Source organism: Acinetobacter brisouii CIP 110357 (assembly GCF_000488275.1).
In the GTDB taxonomy this organism is placed as follows: Bacteria; Pseudomonadota; Gammaproteobacteria; order Pseudomonadales; family Moraxellaceae; genus Acinetobacter; species Acinetobacter brisouii.
In genome coordinates, this window is the sequence record NZ_KI530765.1 from 58,808 (window position 1) to 71,975 (window position 13,168).

Here is a 13,168-nt window from a genome sequence, read left to right on the forward strand (position 1 = left end):
TTATACAACAGGCAACTGTACCCTAGTGGATAGAATGTTCGGTATCGAAGGTTATACCTTCCCGTCACTCAACTCAAACGGGTGCCGTCCCAATAAAAAATTTGAATCATTCAAATGCAATCGATGCCTGATGGCCCAGCTGCATGGTTCTATCTCCCAATTGCATGACTTTGGTTTTTTAGCCTTGATTTTACCTACAAGGTCATAAAACTCTGACGGCCTCTCGTTCATAGTTCGGACGATATCTCTAAAAAAGCATCAATAAAATAAACCGAAAAACCTCACTTTTTTCCCGTTTTCTGGCTTTTTGCTGATCCTCATTTGTACACTGAAACTGAGGCATAGAGACAACGACATGATGCGGCAATGGATCGCTATTGCTGACATCTGCTCCTCATTCGAACTCACTGATGCTGGGTCTAAAACTTTATAAACACTTAAAAAAAACACGGAGCATTGCATGCGCAATAAACAAATTCTGATTCGACTCAGCGATGCAGAACATCGACAACTGGCTGAACTGTGTCAGCAGCTGGAGCTAAATCAGTCAGAAGTGATTCGGCATCAGTTATTCAACCAGAAGCCATCAGCACATGTAGAGCTGGCACAGGTTCAAGAGCTTCGCATGATTGCTTTGCAGCTCAAACACATTTTACAGCACGATAATTGTCTCTCCGCAGCTGAACGGGCGGATCATGCAACGGATCTTGAAGCACTGATCGAGGAGCTTAAACTGATCGTGCGTAAGTTGAGTCAAGGAGTGCATCTCGCATGATCTTAAAGCTGATCGCAAACACTCGCTCCACGTCATTGAAACAACGCGTCAATGGACTATTAAACTATATTCAAAATCCCGAAAATACCCGTGCCAAAAATTTGAGCAACTATATCCGTCAGCCATTTGCATCTCAGCCTGCATGGAATGAGGATGCGCTGCTTGAAAAATGTGTTTATGCCAGCTCAAGGAATTTTCTGGATGATGATCCTGAGCAGCAAAAAATCGAAATGCTGCAAACCGCGAGTTTAAATCGTCGTGTAGAAGACCCGATCGTGCACCTTGTGGCGAGTTTTAAAAAATTTGAAGTTCCAACAATTCAGCAAATCGAAGAGCAGATCGATATTCTGCTCCGGCATTTAAATGCTAAAGCGCTGCAAGTGCAGTATGCAATGCATCTCGATACAGATAATGCGCATTATCATGTTGTGATCAACAAGATTCATCCTTTTGAAAAAAATCAGCATCAGCAGCACAAATGCGTCAATCTCGGTGACGGCTGGATCCTCAATGCACTGCACCGCAGTGCTGCAGAAATTGAAGCCACGCAGGGCTGGAGCTCCGAACCCAATCCGATGTTTGTTTATAATCGACGCACTCAAACAGTAGAAAGCAATCCTGCATACATGAAAATCTCGGATGCAGAGAAACTTCCTGCACCCATTCTGGATCGGGCTTACCGACATCAACAACCGAGCACGTTACAGCAGGAGATTCACTTTGCAAAAAGCTATCAGCAGTATGTTGAATCTTCTGTGCAGAATATTTTGCGTCGCGCCAACTCTTGGCAGGACTGGCATCAGGCGTTAGCGGAAAAAGGTCTGACGTTTGAAAAAAAACGTAATGGCGCCATTTTTCAGTTAAAGACTTTCACTGAACAGATCACATTTAAAGCGTCCTTGTTTTGTCAGAAGCAAGCTACCCTGCCCCAGCTGCAGCATCACTGGGGGCCATATCAGACCGCAGCCGAGGGAATCCGTCCCCAAGCCGTCCCGGATCAGGAAGTTCAGTCCCGAGTAACGTCTCCGTCCAGCAAGACGAAGATCCATCCATTTCATTTATTTCAATCTCAAGATTATCTGGTCGCAGAATTGCACAATGTCTATCTCACCCTGAAAATGCAGAAAGATCAAATTACCGACCTGCACAAACAGGCTGCGGCTGAAATCAAGCAGAATCATGAAGATTATCAATTTTTTGAAAGAGATCTACAGATTAAACAGCAGCAACAGCAATCACCAAACATGGCCTTAGATCAGATTGAAGCCACGCTGGATGATCAGCACGCTCTCCAGCAGAAAAATGATCGATCGGATAGACGGACCCAGTATGCACTGAGTCACCAGCAATTGACGGCCAAGTTAGTCAAGGATGGGATGGGACAACTGCTCTTTTCATCACCAAAGATAAATTCGGCACAGATCACCTCCTACGCGGATTTTATCTCGCATCTTGATCGGGAACATCCACTGGTTATTGCGCAGCAGTTTCTGCTGGATCAGCGTCAGTCTGCCAATTTTATTCATGCACCGAATCCCAAATGCCGTCAAGCCCAGCTGATCTATGACGAGCAGCTTAAACATGAACCAATTGCGGTGATGAACCAGTACGGCATCCAGATGTTTAGCCAGTATTCCATACCGCGAATTCAGCAATGCCTGAAATTGCTGAATGCTGATACTTCAATTGAATTTTCTGGAGAATCATCATTTAAACAACAGGCGCAGATTGCCCTGCAGCATCGGGATCACCAGATTGAAGATCCTAACCCACAGCATGAACTGCCGCGACTGGAGCAGATCTCATCCTCTGATCTTGAGGTGTTTTTTGATCAGCTGTATCAGCACTTTCAGCAACATCACAATCTGCAGACCGCGATTTTCAAAGCCAATTTGCTACTCAGCTGCTGCCATGTGAATAGCGATCGACTGGAGCGGAACCTGAAAGAATACAGCGATGAATTTTTTAATTTCAACTTGCAGGCGCCGGATCGCAACAATTTGATGCTGCGCTTAAAAAGCGTGCTCTGCACCCAGCCCATCGCGCAGAACCGGCAATATTTTAATGCACAGGATCTTGATTTGGTTTGGCAGGTCGCATTAAAACTTGAATACAATTTATTAAAACGAAAAACAGCCAAAATCATCAACAAGCCAAAGCCGCAAGGTGGTTCGAAACTCGTGATTGAAGAGATTGTGTTACCCGAGAGAGATCCGGATTTTTTAAATGAGGTGATGCAAGAATTATCATTCCAGCGTCGCAAATCACGGCTGCAGCAACAGTTCCTCGAAGTTTCTGAGATCAGTTCAACTTCAAATTCGTTCGGTGCATGTCAACGCATCGATGCTGAAGTGAAATCCCTACCGCACTTTCCTAAAGACCGATATAAAATCATCTGTCAGTTTGAGCATCAGTTTTATATCGACCGTGAGCTCAATCAGACCGCCTTTATTGAAAACACGCATCAGGCATATATTACCGTCGTCAGTCCGCTGGAGGTTCATGTCCGTGATGCCCTATTTCTGGCCCATGCGCGATATGGGGAAGTCATGATTTCTGGCAACGAGCAATTCAAGGCACAGGTGGAAGCGATTGCACGCCAGTATCAAATTCCCGTGATCCGGGAAGAACATCTCGAACAGCGACAAGCGCAATCGGAGGTTCCGGCCCAGCCGTCAGCAGCTGGGGTTACAGGACATGATCGCCAGACAAATCGACCTCAACAGGATTCAACACCACCGCTTGAACCACAACAGCGCCCTAACCCCACATCTCAGAAAAGCGCATATGGTCATGACTTTGATTTATAGAAAAAGTCTAAGTTTCTAACTTAGGCTAAGACATAAGAAGATTCAGGAAAATGTCTTAAAAGAGCCCTTTTCACTGAATCAGGCGTATTGACTTCAGGCTGGACGGCCAACAAATGGTCCAGCCTGACCAGGATGGCTTCATGATTGTTATAACAGTGATTGACGTCCAGATAACTGGCCATACCGAAGCCCATCGCCACGTTCAGTTCTCTGATCAATTGATAGCCTAAAGACCTGGCTTCCGGGCTAATCCATAATTCATGGGGTGTCATCATGATAAAACCTTTTTTGCAATTGATGTTGTCTCGGGTTCTATCGCCCTGGATTACAAGTTATAATTACTGTGTAACGAGGAAATAATACTTGTAAAAGGTAGATATAACCTGCTGTAGGTTATAAATTACCAAAGTATTAATTGCATTGCAATAAAAAATAACTTGCAGTAGGTTATTTTTATATTTTAGAAAACAATATGATTCATTGTAAGTTATCTAGCCTGATGGGCGATCGTAAGATTTTAAAGTTGAGTGATGTAGCCAATGCCACAGGAATTAACCGGAATACATTGACCAGCATGTACTACGATCGTGCCGTCAGAATTGAACTACCAGTTGCAGATAAACTGTGTAAGTTCTTTAATTGCAGCATGAATGAGCTGTTTGAATATAGCGATGAAGAGAATGATACCGAATCAGCCTGATTTGATCCTTCCCTGCAAGATCCACATAGATACCCACTAATTGCCTTGGTGTCATTCAACACGCCTCAATGCCTAATGGCGCTATACTGCTTTAAAAGATCAATCCCAACCCTTAGATTGATCGTTCACGATGTTGTTACGCCATCCCCGCTTCATCCAGCTTAGATCCCGACATAAATTTCGCAATCACAGAAATCGTCCGCAGCAATCTGCTGCTACGTGCGAAGATATATGCTCATAATTTCATCAAAAATAGTAAAAAATCACTGTTTAAGTGTGATTTACAAATTTTTTTGATGAAAACGCCTAAAAACCACATCAATCGAAAGGTCAAAATTTTTTTTTTGATACGCTCCACCTGTCAGAAAATCGCTAATTTTTAAAAAAATTTTACGCGACCTGATGTGGTGTGGGTGGAAGGATTAAGCGACGCTAGCGCACCACAGCGATTGTTCTAAGGCATTTAGAGCAAGAGTTGCTACTAGGGTATATCGACAAAGCAACAACGTGATGAGTAGCTGAATACTTGGCTTAAATCGTATATTGGGGAAACCCTTGCGGAGATGGTTAGTTCAGTTGGTTTGGGAACGTGTCGATGCGGTGTGTGAATCGTAATCTCAGCCTATGTAGGAAAGCACAATTACCTACTGCAGATACGACCGATGCGTGGCTCCGTCAGCCCGAAATTGGCATTCGGCAATACTTTAAGAGCAGGCAATTTTTGCTGGCTCTTAGGGTGAGTATTGCCGAAACTCTTTCAACGTTCACCATCAGCCCAAAGGGCTTGCCCGACGGCTGGTGGGACTGTTGAAAAGTTGAGCGCTTTAGATGATTAAATATTTACATACTAGCTTGAATATTCTTATGCGAATTTACTGGCTTAGATCCTCATTATTCTTTTTATTTTGGAATCAGAATACAAGCTTTAAAGATGTTAATTAAGCCTTCTAAGTGCCCATAGTAACCTTCAATATTAGCTTGTACCCACTGATGCTGCGACTGGATCTGTGACCAGTCCACACCATAACCACAAAATGCCAAGAGATGCTCAAAGAAAATTCGCTGTGTTCGACCGTTACCTTCACGGAATGGATGAATCACATTCAACTCACAATACAGATCTGCAATACTCTCAATCAACTGCTCAAAAGGCTGATGCTGAAAATATTGCTGTTGTTGTAGCTGAGCAAAAAGCTTATTGGCTTCAATTTCAATCCGTCTAAAAGTACAAAAACGGGTATCCCCTTTAGCGATATCCACTTGCCTGAGCTCACCTGCCCAAACATAGAGGTCTGAAAATAAAACTGCATGAATTTTTTTAAGATAATTCAGATCATAGGGAGGTTCTTCATACTCAATCTGCATACTGGCATGCTGAGTGAGCTCTAACTCGGCCTGTTGCAGAATCGCTTCATCCTGAATTTGGAATTGATTACGTAAGATGTTAGTCCCAGAATAGCAATATAAGCTATCCCCTACTTCACCATATTTATCCATAATATAAGGATTACGACTCTGTTAGTTGAGGATTCTGTTGATATTTCTGCAAAATCTGAGTTTTGGTTAAAGCTTCTGAAGTCGTAGAACTTTTTAAGCCTTCTAATTTGAGACTAGCTTGATAGTTTTTAAGACGAGTTGCCTGAATGTATTTTTTTTTCTGTTCAGTGGTCACTAACATTAAACTACTCCTTGTGAAAAGAAACGATATATTGGTATTGGTTAAGTATAGCATAAAGGTGTTATCACATAGATTCATGCTAACACTTAGATTATTAAATGGATAAAGTTTATATAACTATAAATTCCTTGTTTAATTGCTAAACAACATAAAAAACAAAAGTTATCCACAGGAAAGCTCTATTTTTAATTATTTTTAAATTCTTTTAATGCTTTTAGGCAGTCTGAAAGGCTTATCTAGCAATGCTTTCAAGCCCTATATCACTATAAATTCCTTGTCATATAACTATAAATTCCTTGTCATATAACTATAAATTCCTTGTCATATAACTATAAATTCCTTGCTTTTAACTACATTAAAGTATGATATAGTCGAAACTATGTTGAATATGAAAAATAGTGACATGAAAAACGAACTCGTAGTTAAAGATAATGCGTTAATCAATGCGAGCTATAACTTAGAATTAACAGAACAACGCCTTATTTTACTTGCAATTGTTAGTGCTCGGGAAAATGGGCAAGGTATTACCTCTGAAACAGTGATTCGCATCAATGCTCGAGACTATGCGCAGCGTTTTGGCATTACCAATGAAACTGCCTATGAAGCGCTTAAGAATGCGAATAACACCTTATTTGAACGAAAATTCTCATACCGAGAGTTCCGTCCAAATGAAAACAAGGAATTTATAGTTAAATCACGCTGGATCTCTAAAATTGCATATGCAGACAATCATGGTGTGATTGAACTTACCTTTGCTCCAGATGTTGTACCTCTGATCACGCGATTAGAAAAGCACTTCACTAGCTATCAGTTGAAGCAAGTTGCACAGCTTACCAGTAAGTATGCGATTCGACTTTATGAAATTTTGATTTCATGGCGTGAGGTTGGCAAGACTCCTGTTGTTACCATTGCGGATTTTCGCGAAAAGATTGGCTTGGATGACAGCGAATATCAACGCATGGATAACCTTAAGCGTATTGTCATTGAACCTGCCATTAAGCAAATTAATCTATACACTGACATTCAGGTTGAATATGAGCAGTTTAAAACTGGTCGAACGATTACAGGATTTCAGTTTAAATTTAAAGCTAAGCCGATTAAGGATGTGATTGATCCAGACAAAGATCAAGAGAACCCTGACCTATTCAATGGTTTGACTGAGAAACAGATTCGATTGTTTGCCAATAAGCTTGCCTATGATGATGAGTTCGCATCTAAGCATGCTGAAGTTGGGGAAAGTTATGGTGACCTAGAAATTAGGTTGATTACAAAATTAAAAGATATTGATTTTCAAATTAAATACATTGATGATTTAAAAAGAGTTGGGTTTAATATTAAATAAAATAGTATCTTATTTAACATATATACAACTATTAAACATTTTTAATAGTTAATTTTTAGTTTTTTTATAATTGTTTCAAACGGCTTTTAAAAATCTATAATTCATCTATAATGATTTTATAGAAAAATTATGGGGCTAAGTATGGCACTGATTATTACTGTGGCAAATCGTAAAGGTGGTGTGGGTAAAACCACGATTGCGACAAACATTGCTGTAGCTTTAATGAATAAAGGTAAAACACTTCTGGTAGATGCTGACGAGCAACGCTCTGCTTATAAGTGGAATGATTTTCGTGAAAGTAAATTGGACTCAATTGCAGTTCATGAAAACTTACTTGATATGCTAGAAAAGAAAGTCGAAGACTATGATTTCATATTGATTGATATTGCTGGGCGGGACTCGGAAGTTTTTCGTGAAGCATTATTGGTAACAGATAAGTTGGTTGTGCCGACTCAGGCAAGCTTATTGGATCTGGAAGTGATTCCGTATTTGGAAGACAAAATTCAAAAAGTCAAAACGGATAATCCAACACTCGAAGCATATATTGTCATCAACAAAGCGCCAACCAATCCGAAAAGTAGTGAGATTGAGCAAGCGAAAGCTTATCTTGCAGACTATCCTAATTTTAAACTTTTGCAAACTGTGATTAAGGATCGTAAGCAATTCCGTGACGCGATTGTGGAAGCGAAGTCTGTTTCTGAAATGAACAGTAGTAAAGCAAAAGACGAGTTTAATGAATTTTTGATTGAGGTACTTTGATTATGGCTGACTTGGATAGATTTAAACGTGCCCGAGAGAAAACGGCTTTTATTGAAGATGCAAACTCGGATGTAAAAGTTGTAGAGCCTAAGACCAAAAAAATCACGACTCGAAATAAGAGTGAAGTTGAATTAGAGCCAAACACTTTAAGCAATCGTGAGCGTTCACGTACCAAGCAAGGCCGTAACATTACTGTGCCACTCTTCCCTGAAGAGTTAAAAGCAATTGAAGTTGCTGTTTCAAAATTATCAGAGCTTGGTGATACTTCAATTAATGCTTTTATTCGTGAAACAATTTTAGCAAAATGTGAAAAAGTGATCGGAAAAGAAGAATATAAATCAATAGTTTCTGATAAATTTAATGTTGTAAAAAACAAATAATATACTTGTTTTTTATTTGTTTAAAACATGTACTTATTTGTATTTAATAAGAATAAATAAAATTTAAATAAGTTGTTTAATACAACTATTAAACAACTTATTTGGTTTGTATGTTTCATGAATTCAATTGCTTATATTTCTGTTGAATATCTTTAATCAACAGGAAGTGGGAATTTAACTGTAGTGGTTTAATAAAGTTGGACACCAACTTGGGGTATTCACCAAAGAGGTGTTCTGTGAAACCAAGACGTACATTCACTCCAGAATTTAAACTCGAAGCAGTAAGCCTTGTACTTGATCAAGGTTATTCAATTTTACAGGTCTGTCGTGCTTTAGATATGGGACAAACAGCATTGAGATGCTGGGTGGACAACTTTAATTTGAACGAACAGGTCAAGCCATAACAACACCTGCTTTAATGACGGAACAAAGGGGAATACAGCAACTTAAAGCTCGTATTCATCAACTCGAACAGGAGAAGATGATCCTAAAAAAGCTACAGCTCTCTTGATGTCAGACGAATTCAAACATATGCGTTGATCGATCAATTAAGAAAGCGGAGCCTTGTTAAATTACTGTGTCATGCCTTTGGTGTACTTCGTTCAAGTTATTATCATTACCATATGACATACAAAAGTTCGAACCCAGATCGCACCAAGCTTAAAGTGATAATTAAGAGTGTCTTTAAGTAAAGCCGTTGCTCTCTCGGTAGTCGAGGAATTCGATCTATGTTACTGAATCAAGGGATTAAGGTTGAGCGCTATTTGATACGTAAATTAATGCGTGAATCGGGTCTTGTTTCCAGATAGCATAGAAGCATAAATATCAAAGCAATATGGGTGACGTCCCTCTTGTTTCAAATACGTTAACAGGCAATTTAAACTTGTTCAACCTAACCATGTTTGGAGCAGTGATATTACATATATCTGGACAGGTAAAACGTGGGGTTGCCTTGTAGTAGTTCTTGATTTATATGCGCGTCGAGTCATTGGTTGGTCTATGTCAGCATAAGCAGATCAGTAGTTAGTGATTAAGGCATTGGGTGAAGCATGGCATCATCAGTGGAAAGCTGTTGGTGTCATCTTCCATTCTCTTGCGAAGCAATGCTTCTCGGGTAGCCAGTATAGAATCCATTTAGTTCGGCAGAGGTTGGTATTATGATATGCGACACAGTAGACCTGAAAAGGAAACTGTTGGGGCAATGCATCTATAGAATGGCTCTTTAGCAGCTTCAAGATAGAATGGATTCCTAAACTCGGGTGCCACTCAATTGAAGATGCAAGACTAGATGTTGGTCTGTATCTGATGGAATATTACAATCAGATACGACCATCATCAATTTAATGATGGCATCAGCCCTTGTGAGGCTGAAAAAAAACTTAAAACCGTGTCCAATATCTGTTGATCACTATAAAATAATTGAAGCTGCTGTTTTAGGGATTTGTGATCTTGGTTTTATTTAAATTAATATTTTATTGGTTAGAAGATTTCTTAATAATTTAAAAATAATAATATATTTAGATATTTAATTTCATAAAAACAAGTTGTTTACTTGTTTTTTATTTTTGTAATACATGTTCTTTAGTTTTACTTTAACTTTAAAAAAGTTGTATCTTATTGAAAATTAGAAAAGGAAAGATCTAATTTTTAAGAGTAAATAGCCAGAAATTGCACCAACGACCAGACCTAATAAAACAAGATAGAAGTAAGTTAAGCTAAAATGGAAACTTCGATCAAAAAGTAGATTAAAAAGAAAAATGCATATTCCAGATAACCCACCTAATATTGTACTTACGAATAGAATATATCGAGTTTTCTTCATTCTTGGTAAAACAGACAGGTTCATCATTAAACTATAAATGATAGATTGAATCCCAGAAAAAAATACAGATCCCAATAAAAGCAACGAGAAAGTTCTTACATAGAGACCGCTATCAAAATGAATTGAAAAATTATTGGGATGTTTTAGAAGAATCGAAATAAGAAAAACAAATGATAATAAGAGCGCTGAAATAACTAATGGAATCAAAAAACCATCACAATACAAAAGAAATTTTTAACTAATTTCATTAACTTCACCATTATAGAACTTTTTTATTTAAGAGTTTCAATAAGCTAATTTTTTCATTCTGATAATAGATGTCTTCAATCAGCATACATTTCGACTTTGAGTTGATTTTAAAAATTAACAATTCTGGAGTGTGGTTGTACTCAAGTTGTATTTTCACCTGTGTGTTGGTGCTTTGTATGATCGTGTATTTGTTCTTGTCTGGTGAGTCTTGTGCACCAGTTGAGATATCGAAATCAATATTGCAGAGTCCCTGTACTTTTTCTGCACATTTTTCATCTTTGATGATTAGGTCAGATAACTTCTTGGAGAAGAATTTATTGAGTAGAGCAGGGTTAGCTTCTCGTATGTTATTGGATTCATCCACAGGGAAGGTTTTGTACAGGCCTTTTATTAAAGTATCGGACTTTGTATAGCATGTATTGGCTGAGGTAATTGTTGGTACAAGAAGCAGGGTGCCAAGTAGCATCTTAAAATTCATAATAATTATTCTTTATGAAGTTGATTGTAAGTGGTGTATTGAATCTTGAGCGTAGAAAAATAGCAAGTAATGCTTAGGAATTTTTAAATACAATAAATAGTCTAGAAAATAAGATAGTAATATTACTGCACTACTTTAGACTGAAAATTAAATTTCAAGTATTTATATTATTTAAGGGAATTTTAACTAGGTTTATTTTTTAAATATAAATAAAAATCAAAATATTATAAGAATTTTAATGCGTTAAAAATAATTAATATACTTGTTTTTTACTTATTAAATACATGTATGTTAATTGTTTTAATTAATTTATAAACATGGTAATTGTATTTTAATTTAGTTGTTTAATAGTTGTATTTAATAATTGATTTACAAGTTTTTTTAATATCTGTGGTTATGTGGCTAAAGTAAAATAAAAGTTAAGCTAAATGTAATTATTTCAATGTCTTAGATAGATCGACTAACGAATACAATGATGGATGATATTTTTTCCCATCACAATTGTCTGTTCTTGAATCAATTTCGTCAAACTCTGATTAATTTTTGGATTTGACTTAAGAATTTTCGCAAGTCCAAAGATGAATTTGATAATTTTATAAAGAAATAAAACTCATAAATATTTAAAAATAATAATAAGTAATTGATATATAAATATTTTTAAGTTGGCATAGCCTTTGCAAAATATCAGACAGGGAAAGGTGAGGATGCAGTTATGCCACTACTCAATCAGGAAGAGCCCCAGTGCTATGTCCATATTACCGGAACACAACGAGATCGCTTTGTCGAGTTTGAGTTTTCAATTGGTGATCCGGAGCTTGCAGTGGAAATGATTATGCCTTTTGCTGCCTTTGAAGAGTTTTGTCAGCGGCATCATGTGAAAAACTTGAGTCATGATGAAATTGCACAGCTTGAATATGAACGGATGAAATGGCGCTTTGGATTGCCTGGAATTAATGAATAAAACAAATGTAAATGATCAGGGAGATCTTGCATGCAAATTGATATTAAAACGTCGAATGTAAAACCCATTCGGAATACCTATAAATATGTTGAGAAGCGTTTTGGCGATAAAGTCGCATCGCGTTATCAGGAAGCCAGTTACGATATCCGAAGCATACAACACGAATGATTAGAGTATTTGTATTGATCATTTATTCCAGAAAAGATGGTCAATTTGGCGCACGCAGCAGCTAATTTTTATAAAGCGCACTGATATTAAGCAAAAATAGTATTACTTAAAGCAAAAACAGTATTACTAAATTGGCATGCCCTTTGCATTTACTCAAATAAGAAAAAGTGATCTAGGGTTCCGATACAGCAGCGTATGACTGGACCGAGAGTTCACGGTTCCTAGCGAACTACACGGAGGGATAAAAGCCCGGGAGGAAGTCAAAACTATCCGACAGGAGTGGCTATGAACACTGCAAATCATCACAATAATCAAGAAATTTGGTCAGAACTTCTGCCAGGTGGGCATCATTGGTCTGGTCGTATCCAAAAAGGCACGATCTTGCAGTTTCAATCACTTGCTGCACATGCCAATGTTTCCTTATTTTGTGTCAATGCCGCAGATAAGCTCGAACGATTCAATATGCCAGATAGTTTAAAAGGGCAACATACCGCTTACTTAACAGCTTCACATGTCTTGTATTCAGATTTGGGTCGCGTGATGGCTTCAATCGTTCATGATGATCATGGATGGAACGATGTAATTTGTGGCCCAAGCCGACCTGAACAGATTGCACAAAAATTTGGAACGCGAACTTTCCAAGATGCACGCAATGACATGTACCAAAATGGCTTGGACAGCTTGTTGGTCGAAATGAGCAAATATTCACTTGGACAAGCCGATTTAAGCGCAACCCTGAACCTATTTTCAAAAGTGACCCCGAATGATGAGGGGAAACTGTCTTATGTCGAGTCTGACAATACCAATCAAATCATTGAAATCCGCTTTGAAATGGACTGTTTAGTTTTCCTTTCTGCTGCTCCACATGCTTTGGATGGTGCAGAGCGCTATCAACCTGCCGATGTGCAAATGAAATTGTTTAAAGCATTGCCTTTAAATGAAACCGACATTTGCCGAGATTCATGCCCACAAAACCAACGTGCATTTGCAAATAATGCCCGTTATTACGCACTTGAAAACACATACTAAGTTGGCAGGGGATACCG

The 13,168-nt window shown here is 38.3% G+C and carries 13 protein-coding genes, 2 pseudogenes and 1 riboswitch; of the genes and pseudogenes, 11 read left to right on the forward strand and 4 right to left on the reverse strand.

The genetic code is table 11. From position 1 onward, the window contains the following. Nucleotides 1-460 precede the first annotated feature (460 nt). Entirely contained in the window at nucleotides 461-775 is a 315-nt protein-coding gene (locus tag P255_RS14225; protein WP_004898456.1) for a plasmid mobilization protein, read from the forward strand. Beyond that, entirely contained in the window at nucleotides 772-3,585 is a 2,814-nt protein-coding gene (locus P255_RS14230) for a relaxase/mobilization nuclease domain-containing protein (protein WP_004898459.1), read from the forward strand. The genes P255_RS14225 and P255_RS14230 overlap by 4 nt, the downstream gene beginning before the upstream one ends. A 20-nt stretch (nucleotides 3,586-3,605) precedes the next feature. Here P255_RS14230 and P255_RS14235 read toward each other — a convergent pair whose 3' ends face one another. After that, nucleotides 3,606-3,860 (reverse strand): hypothetical protein, encoded by a 255-nt coding sequence (locus tag P255_RS14235; protein WP_004898462.1) that lies wholly within the window; start codon nucleotides 3,858-3,860, stop codon nucleotides 3,606-3,608. Between the two features lie 197 nt (nucleotides 3,861-4,057). On the opposite strand from P255_RS14235, the gene P255_RS14240 reads away from it, so the two are divergent. Continuing rightward, nucleotides 4,058-4,285 (forward strand): helix-turn-helix domain-containing protein, encoded by a 228-nt coding sequence (locus P255_RS14240; protein ID WP_004898466.1) that lies wholly within the window; start codon nucleotides 4,058-4,060, stop codon nucleotides 4,283-4,285. A 900-nt stretch (nucleotides 4,286-5,185) separates the two neighbouring features. Here the strand turns inward: P255_RS14240 and P255_RS14245 are convergent. Continuing rightward, nucleotides 5,186-5,782, reverse strand: a complete 597-nt coding sequence (locus tag P255_RS14245) for a putative adenosine monophosphate-protein transferase Fic (RefSeq protein WP_004898470.1) — start codon at nucleotides 5,780-5,782, stop codon at nucleotides 5,186-5,188. Between the two features lie 10 nt (nucleotides 5,783-5,792). Then, nucleotides 5,793-5,963 carry a YhfG family protein gene (locus P255_RS15290; RefSeq protein ID WP_004898474.1) on the reverse strand — a complete coding sequence of 57 codons (171 nt, stop codon included), beginning with the start codon at nucleotides 5,961-5,963 and terminating at the stop codon, nucleotides 5,793-5,795. Between the two features lie 403 nt (nucleotides 5,964-6,366). On the opposite strand from P255_RS15290, the gene repM reads away from it, so the two are divergent. From repM to P255_RS15755, 5 genes and pseudogenes are all read left to right on the forward strand, one after another. Continuing rightward, on the forward strand, nucleotides 6,367-7,305 hold the full coding sequence (gene repM / locus P255_RS14250) for a replication initiation protein RepM (RefSeq protein ID WP_035365734.1): 939 nt from the start codon (nucleotides 6,367-6,369) through the stop codon (nucleotides 7,303-7,305). A 141-nt stretch (nucleotides 7,306-7,446) separates the two neighbouring features. After that, nucleotides 7,447-8,064 carry an AAA family ATPase gene (locus P255_RS14255; RefSeq protein ID WP_035365716.1) on the forward strand — a complete coding sequence of 206 codons (618 nt, stop codon included), beginning with the start codon at nucleotides 7,447-7,449 and terminating at the stop codon, nucleotides 8,062-8,064. Nucleotides 8,065-8,066: 2 nt separating this feature from the next. After that, nucleotides 8,067-8,444 (forward strand): hypothetical protein, encoded by a 378-nt coding sequence (locus tag P255_RS14260; protein WP_004898482.1) that lies wholly within the window; start codon nucleotides 8,067-8,069, stop codon nucleotides 8,442-8,444. A 236-nt stretch (nucleotides 8,445-8,680) separates the two neighbouring features. After that, nucleotides 8,681-8,848 carry a transposase gene (locus P255_RS15295; protein ID WP_162183194.1) on the forward strand — a complete coding sequence of 56 codons (168 nt, stop codon included), beginning with the start codon at nucleotides 8,681-8,683 and terminating at the stop codon, nucleotides 8,846-8,848. A 496-nt stretch (nucleotides 8,849-9,344) separates the two neighbouring features. Beyond that, nucleotides 9,345-9,455, forward strand: a pseudogene (locus P255_RS15755) (hypothetical protein); the annotation flags it as partial. Between the two features lie 1,070 nt (nucleotides 9,456-10,525). Here P255_RS15755 and P255_RS14270 read toward each other — a convergent pair. Continuing rightward, the gene (locus P255_RS14270) at nucleotides 10,526-10,993 is read right to left on the reverse strand and encodes a hypothetical protein (protein ID WP_004898485.1); all 468 of its coding nucleotides are present in this window, start codon (nucleotides 10,991-10,993) and stop codon (nucleotides 10,526-10,528) included. A gap of 712 nt (nucleotides 10,994-11,705) precedes the next feature. On the opposite strand from P255_RS14270, the gene P255_RS14275 reads away from it, so the two are divergent. The 3 genes and pseudogenes from P255_RS14275 to P255_RS14280 all read left to right on the forward strand — a co-directional run bounded on the left by P255_RS14275 (nucleotide 11,706) and on the right by P255_RS14280 (nucleotide 13,151). Further along, nucleotides 11,706-11,954: a phenol hydroxylase subunit gene (locus P255_RS14275; RefSeq protein WP_004898488.1), complete on the forward strand. Its 249-nt coding sequence runs from the start codon at nucleotides 11,706-11,708 to the stop codon at nucleotides 11,952-11,954. A 30-nt stretch (nucleotides 11,955-11,984) separates the two neighbouring features. Further along, nucleotides 11,985-12,104, forward strand: a pseudogene (locus tag P255_RS15540) (phenol hydroxylase); the annotation flags it as partial. A gap of 179 nt (nucleotides 12,105-12,283) precedes the next feature. After that, nucleotides 12,284-12,380: riboswitch (guanidine-I (ykkC/yxkD leader) on the forward strand. 27 nt (nucleotides 12,381-12,407) lie between these two features. After that, nucleotides 12,408-13,151 carry an urea amidolyase associated protein UAAP1 gene (locus P255_RS14280; RefSeq protein WP_004898493.1) on the forward strand — a complete coding sequence of 248 codons (744 nt, stop codon included), beginning with the start codon at nucleotides 12,408-12,410 and terminating at the stop codon, nucleotides 13,149-13,151. Nucleotides 13,152-13,168: the final 17 nt, after the last annotated feature.

What these genes read in the sequence shown, in the direction of transcription:
- P255_RS14270 (WP_004898485.1), bottom strand. Translation starts at nt 10,993, where the DNA reads ATGAATTTTAAGATGCTACTTGGCACCCTGCTTCTTGTACCAACAATT.
- P255_RS14235 (WP_004898462.1), bottom strand. Translation starts at nt 3,860, where the DNA reads ATGATGACACCCCATGAATTATGGATTAGCCCGGAAGCCAGGTCTTTA.
- P255_RS14260 (WP_004898482.1), top strand. Translation starts at nt 8,067, where the DNA reads ATGGCTGACTTGGATAGATTTAAACGTGCCCGAGAGAAAACGGCTTTT.
- P255_RS14225 (WP_004898456.1), top strand. Translation starts at nt 461, where the DNA reads ATGCGCAATAAACAAATTCTGATTCGACTCAGCGATGCAGAACATCGA.
- P255_RS14240 (WP_004898466.1), top strand. Translation starts at nt 4,058, where the DNA reads ATGATTCATTGTAAGTTATCTAGCCTGATGGGCGATCGTAAGATTTTA.
- P255_RS14230 (WP_004898459.1), top strand. Translation starts at nt 772, where the DNA reads ATGATCTTAAAGCTGATCGCAAACACTCGCTCCACGTCATTGAAACAA.
- P255_RS14275 (WP_004898488.1), top strand. Translation starts at nt 11,706, where the DNA reads ATGCCACTACTCAATCAGGAAGAGCCCCAGTGCTATGTCCATATTACC.
- P255_RS15290 (WP_004898474.1), bottom strand. Translation starts at nt 5,963, where the DNA reads ATGTTAGTGACCACTGAACAGAAAAAAAAATACATTCAGGCAACTCGT.
- repM (WP_035365734.1), top strand. Translation starts at nt 6,367, where the DNA reads ATGAAAAACGAACTCGTAGTTAAAGATAATGCGTTAATCAATGCGAGC.
- P255_RS14245 (WP_004898470.1), bottom strand. Translation starts at nt 5,782, where the DNA reads ATGGATAAATATGGTGAAGTAGGGGATAGCTTATATTGCTATTCTGGG.
- P255_RS14280 (WP_004898493.1), top strand. Translation starts at nt 12,408, where the DNA reads ATGAACACTGCAAATCATCACAATAATCAAGAAATTTGGTCAGAACTT.
- P255_RS14255 (WP_035365716.1), top strand. Translation starts at nt 7,447, where the DNA reads ATGGCACTGATTATTACTGTGGCAAATCGTAAAGGTGGTGTGGGTAAA.